Annotated in this window: 6 protein-coding genes and 1 pseudogene; 6 read left to right on the top strand and 1 reads right to left on the bottom strand. The window is 42.2% G+C overall.

What is annotated here, in order from left to right; all coding sequences use genetic code 11:
• From H9631_RS22405 to H9631_RS14845, 6 genes and pseudogenes are all read left to right on the top strand, one after another.
• Positions 1 to 159 (top strand): annotated as a pseudogene (locus H9631_RS22405) (ectoine/hydroxyectoine ABC transporter ATP-binding protein EhuA); the annotation flags it as partial.
• A gap of 178 nt (positions 160 to 337) precedes the next feature.
• Complete coding sequence (locus H9631_RS14865) at positions 338 to 973, top strand: LytTR family DNA-binding domain-containing protein (protein WP_191814124.1); 636 nt, start codon at positions 338 to 340, stop codon at positions 971 to 973.
• A 134-nt stretch (positions 974 to 1,107) separates the two neighbouring features.
• Entirely contained in the window at positions 1,108 to 2,646 is a 1,539-nt protein-coding gene (locus tag H9631_RS14860; protein ID WP_191814122.1) for an acetyl-CoA hydrolase/transferase family protein, read from the top strand.
• A 123-nt stretch (positions 2,647 to 2,769) separates the two neighbouring features.
• Entirely contained in the window at positions 2,770 to 3,213 is a 444-nt protein-coding gene (gene hutP, locus H9631_RS14855; RefSeq protein WP_191814120.1) for a hut operon transcriptional regulator HutP, read from the top strand.
• A 121-nt stretch (positions 3,214 to 3,334) separates the two neighbouring features.
• Positions 3,335 to 4,855, top strand: coding sequence for a histidine ammonia-lyase (gene hutH / locus H9631_RS14850; protein WP_191814118.1), 1,521 nt, complete (start codon positions 3,335 to 3,337; stop codon positions 4,853 to 4,855).
• A 131-nt stretch (positions 4,856 to 4,986) separates the two neighbouring features.
• Entirely contained in the window at positions 4,987 to 5,250 is a 264-nt protein-coding gene (locus tag H9631_RS14845; protein ID WP_191814133.1) for an amidohydrolase family protein, read from the top strand.
• Positions 5,251 to 5,376: 126 nt separating this feature from the next.
• On the opposite strand, the gene H9631_RS14840 is transcribed toward H9631_RS14845, so the two are convergent.
• A complete protein-coding gene (locus tag H9631_RS14840) occupies positions 5,377 to 6,246 on the bottom strand; it encodes a MurR/RpiR family transcriptional regulator (RefSeq protein WP_191814116.1) in 870 nt (289 codons plus the stop codon).
• Between the last annotated feature and the right edge of the window lie 109 nt (positions 6,247 to 6,355).

The raw sequence follows: 6,355 nt of genomic DNA, 5'->3' as shown, positions 1-6,355 counted from the left end.
GTAACACATGAAATGGACTTTGCCCGAGAAATCTCTGATCGTGTCGTCTTCATCGACAAGGGGAAGATCGTGGAGCAAGGGCCACCAGAGCAGATATTGGAAAATCCGAAGACGGAGAGACTGAATACATTTTTAAAGCATTTTCGCCATGGATATTGAAAGAAAGCATGCAAGGGAAAGTTATAATTTTTCCTTGTATGCTTTTTTGCTGTGAAATTTTTGAGAATATCCACATATTGTTATAACGCACAGGAGAGCATAAAACGTTAATTCATGCTGAATCATAAAGAAATATTATATACTTGTCTAAGGGGATAAAATATCAAAGGTGGTTCCAATGGACAATTTGTCACTTTTAAATGTGATCGGAGAGCTGTTTTCCGATGAAATTTCTATTGCTGTAGCAAATACAAAGGAATATATATACTATCGTCCAAGCAAGCGGATTGATTTGAAAGTCAAGCCGGGCGACCCGATTAAAGAAGGAACGATCACATATAAAGCTCTAACCACTAGGCAGAAGGTTTCTGAATTTATTGATCGAGAGGTATACGGGGTGCCTTATCATGGAATGGCTGTCCCTTTTCAATATGGCGGAAGCCTAGAAGGATGCGTTACAGCTATTTATCCTGTTCTTACAGAGGGACAATCAGCCGTGACGGTTAAGACGCATGATGGGTGGATTCCAGTTTCCTTTGAAAAGGTAAAATATTTGGAGGTAAAAGACAGGAAAACTCACGTTTATGCTGATGGAATTTCTGGAACACACAAAGACACTTTACAGGAATTCGAATATCTATTGCCGAGGGAGTCTTTTATCCGCTGTCATCGATCCTTTATTGTCAATGTCCATCACATTCAGGCGATTTATCCTGATACTCATTCAACATTTGTATTGGAAATGAATAATCAGACAAGGATCCCAGTCAGTCAATCTTATTCCAGTTATTTTCGGAAGCTTCTCGGTTTTTAAAAATGTTCTGTTTTAAACAAATATTTACTTGCTTCAAGCATTGAATCCCCCATTCTAGTCCCTTTTTCTCATTATACCTGCATAGTGATCTAAAATGATTTTTAACTATAGATTCTGAGAAAGAGGGATTATTCATGGGGAAACTATATGATCGCATAAGAGACCCTCGTTTGAAAAATCGTGTCGTATCGGCTGAAGAAGCAGCATCTTGGATAAAAGATGGAATGACGTTGGGACTAAGCGGCTTCACTCGCGCAGGAGATGTGAAAGCGGTTCCCTTTGCGTTGCTTGAAAGGGCAAAAGAAGAACAGATCAAGGTAAATATTTTTACCGGGGCATCTCTGGGATCAGATATAGATAAAGTTTTTGCTGAAGCAGGTATCATTCATAAACGACTACCATTTCAAGCAGATTCTACTATGCGGAAGAAAATTAATGAAGGTGAGCTACTTTTTGTCGATCACCATTTATCCCATACCGCTGAGTATGTACGGGAGAATACGATCAACCCGATTGATATTGCAATCTTGGAAGCGATTTCGATTACAGAGGATGGAATGGTCATCCCTACGACGTCCATTGGAAACTCTTTGTCATTCGCTAAGCATGCTAAGGCAGTCATTATTGAAATTAATATGGCTCAGCCGGAATTGCTGGAAGGGTTACATGATTTATATGACCCGGAAAAACAAGGGGAACGCTTCCCCATACCGTTGACAACTGTGGCTGATCGGATTGGAACGATCGGGATTCCCGTAGATCCGGAAAAAGTGATAGGGATTGTGTTCACGGATCAATTGGATTCTCCGTCCAACATAGTCCCTCCAGATCACGAAACAGAGATCATGGCTCAACATCTAATTTCGTTTTTAAGAAGCGAAGTCAAGAAAGGCAGGCTCACGGAGCGCCTGGCTCCTCTACAGTCGGGCATCGGTTCTGTTGCCAATGCAGTCCTATATGGAATGCTTAATTCGGAATTCAAAGATTTGGAGGTATACTCTGAGGTATTACAAGATGCTGTCTTTGATTTGATCGACGCAGGGAAGGTCAACTTTGCATCGTGCTGTTCTATTACCTTGTCAGAAGAGAAGATGAAGCAGGTCTTCGGCAATTTTGAAATATACCGTGATAAACTGATCATGCGGCCTCAAGAGTTGTCGAACCATCCGGAAATCATTCGGAGGCTTGGTTTGATATCCATCAACACGGCTCTGGAATTTGACATATACGGCAACGTCAATTCGACGCATGTTTCCGGAACCAAAATGATGAACGGAATTGGAGGATCTGGAGATTTTGCTAGAAATGCTCGCCTTGCTATTTTTGTGACAAAGTCGACTGCGAAAAATGGAGATATTTCCAGCATTGTTCCATTCGTATCACATGTGGACCACACTGAACACGATGTAGATATTGTTGTGACGGAACAGGGTTATGCGGATTTAAGGGGGCTGGCCCCAAGAGAGAGGGCACCGCTGATCATCCAAAATTGTGCTCATCCACTGTATCGCGATCAGCTTTTGGCATATTATGAGGAAGCCCTTGAACACGGCGGACAAACACCGCACGTACTGGAAAAAGCTTTCTCTTGGCATGCGAATTACAGCAAGTACGGAACGATGTTAGAAAAGCAGCAGAATTACGACGAACTAAGGCTACAATACTCATTTTAAGTCTACTGATCATCCGCAGCGAACAATGAAATGTGGTTGACACTCCATAAATAAGCGCTTACAATAAAGGAAGTTATTAGTCTTTAGATTCTAGATGAGCGGTAAATGGAAAGAGTTGTTTAGATGACTTTGAATAAAGATCTTCGTATTGGTCGTCACGCCATTCTTCTTTTGCTGTCTGACCACCCATCTGAACAGTTGAAAAAGCTGGAGCTGGCCAATTGGAAGGGCTGCGTTGGAAAAGTTGGTTCAATGGATGCTCATAAAGTCGTTGCTGCGATTGAAACAGCGGCCAAGAAAAATGGAATTATCCAAGCGGATATTTACCGTGAATCGCATGCATTATATCATGCTATTATTGAGGCTTTGCATGGAGTTACACGTGGCCAGGTACAATTAGGGTCTATACTGAGGACGGTTGGCTTGACTTTTGCCGTGTTGCGGGGAAACCCGTATACAAAGGAGGAAGAAGGAGAGTGGATTGCCGTTTCTTTGTATGGGACAATTGGTGCACCTGTCAAGGGTTCCGAGCACGAAACGATTGGTTTAGGAATTAATCACATATGACTTGCCCATAGTTTACTAGTTAATAGGGGGCTATATCATGAAATCATTATTGATTTCATGATATAGCCCCCTTTCTATTGTAGCTTTATTCAACTAAAGGAAAATGAAAGGAGCCAATAAAATGATTAAATTAAATGGTCAATCACTCTCTTTTTCTGAGGTTCGTCAGGTTCTTTTTGACCGGAAGAAGGTGGGATTCACCGAAGAAAGTATAAAACTAGTCCAAAAAAGCCGAGAAGCTGTTGAAAGAATTGTTGCTGAAGAAAAAGTTGTCTATGGTATCAATACAGGCTTTGGAAAGTTTAGTGATGTATTGATTGGCAAAGAGAATGTGGAAGAATTACAGTTGAATTTAATCCGCTCCCATGCCTGTGGGATCGGTGACCCTTTTCCGGAAATGGTCTCACGGGCCATGCTCCTACTCCGAGCAAATGCATTGCTAAAGGGTTTCTCTGGTGTACGCCCTGTTGTTATTGAAAGACTTCTGGATTTAGTCAATGCAGAGATTCATCCTGTAATCCCGCAGCAAGGGTCTCTTGGTGCCAGCGGAGACTTGGCTCCGCTCTCACATTTGGCTCTTGTGTTAATGGGAGAAGGAGAGGTGTTTTATAAGGGTGAAAGAATTTCAGGGATAGATGCCTTGACAAAAGAAGGTATTTTCCCGATTACCCTGACGGCCAAAGAGGGGCTTGCTCTAATAAATGGAACACAGGCGATGACAGCGATGGGAGTGGTTGCATACTTAGAAGCGGAAAAAATGGCCTATCAATCCGAAATCATCTCGGCTGTCACGATAGAAGGGTTGCGGGGAATCAGGGATGCATTTGATGAAGATATTCACTTGGCACGTGGCTATAAAGAACAAGTGGAAGTGGCTGAAAGGTTCCGCGCTTATTTGAAAGGTAGTTATTTAACGACAAGACAAGGAGAGTTGCGCGTCCAGGATGCCTATTCGATCCGATGCATACCACAAGTTCATGGTGCGACATGGCAGGCGTTACATTATGCGAAGGAAAAATTAGAAATTGAAATGAATGCGGCTACTGACAACCCATTAATCTTTGAAAACGGTGAAAAAGTTTTATCAGGCGGCAACTTTCATGGACAGCCGATTGCATTAGCTATGGATTTCATGTCGATTGCGGTGGCGGAATTAGCAAATATCTCAGAAAGAAGGATCGAACGCTTGGTGAATCCGCAATTAAATGATTTACCTCCCTTTTTAAGTCCAGAACCTGGCCTGCAATCAGGAGCAATGATTATGCAGTATGTTGCCGCTTCTTTAGTTTCTGAAAACAAAACACTAGCTCATCCGGCAAGCGTTGACTCAATTCCATCCTCTGCAAATCAGGAGGATCATGTGAGTATGGGAACAATCGGGGCCAGACATGCCTATCAAATTATCACCAATACACGTCGTGTACTGGCCATTGAGGCGATATGCAGTATGCAGGCGGCTGAAATACGGGGAAAAGACAAGATGGCAACTGTTACAAGAAGCTTTTTAGAAAATGGTCGGAAGATTGTACCGTTTATACAGTCAGATCGTGTGTTTTCCAAAGATATTGAAAAGATGGCTGAGTGGTTGAAAAAAGAAGGGATGCAATTTGATGCCAAAGGAGTGGCAGAGCTTCGAACATAAGAAAGCAGATTTCATATCAGGAGGATAAAAGATTGCAAGCTTGCCGCTAATAACATCCATGCTGATGAATCATGGATATCACCTATCATTTTTCAGCCAGCTGTTAAAAGTTTGGCCCAACCCATGAAAGAATCACGCTTTCTAAAGTGATTAAAGCTTACACATCCGGTTCAGCTTACGGGACTTTACGGGAAATCGAGCTGGGAACACTTGAAGAGGGGAAACTGGCTGATATCGTAGTACTGGAGCAAAAATTTTTTGAGATACTAGCCGAGGATATTCAGAACACAGGCGTCGAGTTGACAATAGCTGACGGGAGGCTCCAAGGAAGCAGTACATCCATCATAGAAAAGAACAGGCGAGCTCCTGTTCTTTTTTTATCAATGAATTACTAGCTTACCTCTCATTAAAAATGCCAGTATGAGATTCGACTACAGGAAGTGCAAGCACACGCAGTTTGAGACCCAGCAGGGTGCCCGTCTCCTCAAGCTAAGCCAATAAACAGCTATCCATTGCTTTCTTCACTTAGAAGACCCTCTCTTATGAAATACATCGAATCGCTCCCAGGCCTCTTCTATTTTCTCCAAGCGTGACTCGGCTTCTTTCATGCGTCCTTTCCCGATACTGACTACTAGCGCGTTAATCAGGCTGAGTGGAGCAGTGAATGAATCAATGAATGTCGGCATCTGACTTGTTGCAGTCAACGCAACATCAGAATGAGGCATTAAGGGGGAAAGCAGGCTATCCGTAATGCAAATGGTTCTTGACCCTCTTTCTTTAGCAAAGGCTAGTGTTTGAATTGTGCTGTTCGGATAACGTGGAAAACTGATGCCGATGACCACATCTTTCTCATTGAGGCTATACAATTGTTCAGACAGATTTTCGACAGAACGAACCATCTCCGCATGCCCCAGAATGATGTTCAAATAATATTGAAGGAAAATCCCCAAAGCTGCAGCACTTCGATTGGCTGCGATATATATTTTATCCGCTTCCTGTAAAAGGTCGACTGCCTGATGAAATTGTTCTATATCCAATGTTGCCATAGTCGCCTTGATATTCTCCATGTCATCATAAAAAATATCGTATATCCATTGGGTACGGTCATCATAAACATCTGTTGTCATCTTTAGTCGTTCCGTTGTGGTCAATTGTTTCTGAATGGAGCTTTGCATCCTGGATTGCAGCTCGGGATAGCCCGAATATCCGAGAAAGGAAGCGAACCGTACGACTGTAGCTTCGCTCACATCGGCTTTTTTGGCTAGAGTTGCCACATTAAAAAAAGGAACGACATTTGTGTTGTTCAAAATATAACTGGCAATTTTTTTATGTGATTTGCTCATTTCAGGTATTTTGTCAGCAATATGGTTATATACGTTATAGTTTTCCATTTATTCCACCCTTCAATTCTGTTGAATAAATTTGTTTGTAATGAGGATGCGGCTTAATATGACAATCCGTGTAATACAGTGGATGGTTTTTCAAAACTCCCGAATATGT

Source organism: Bacillus norwichensis (assembly GCF_014836955.1).
GTDB lineage: Bacteria > Bacillota > Bacilli > Bacillales > Bacillaceae_C > Siminovitchia > Siminovitchia norwichensis.
Note: the sequence above shows the minus strand (reverse complement) of the source record. Positions and strands in the feature narration are given on the sequence as shown.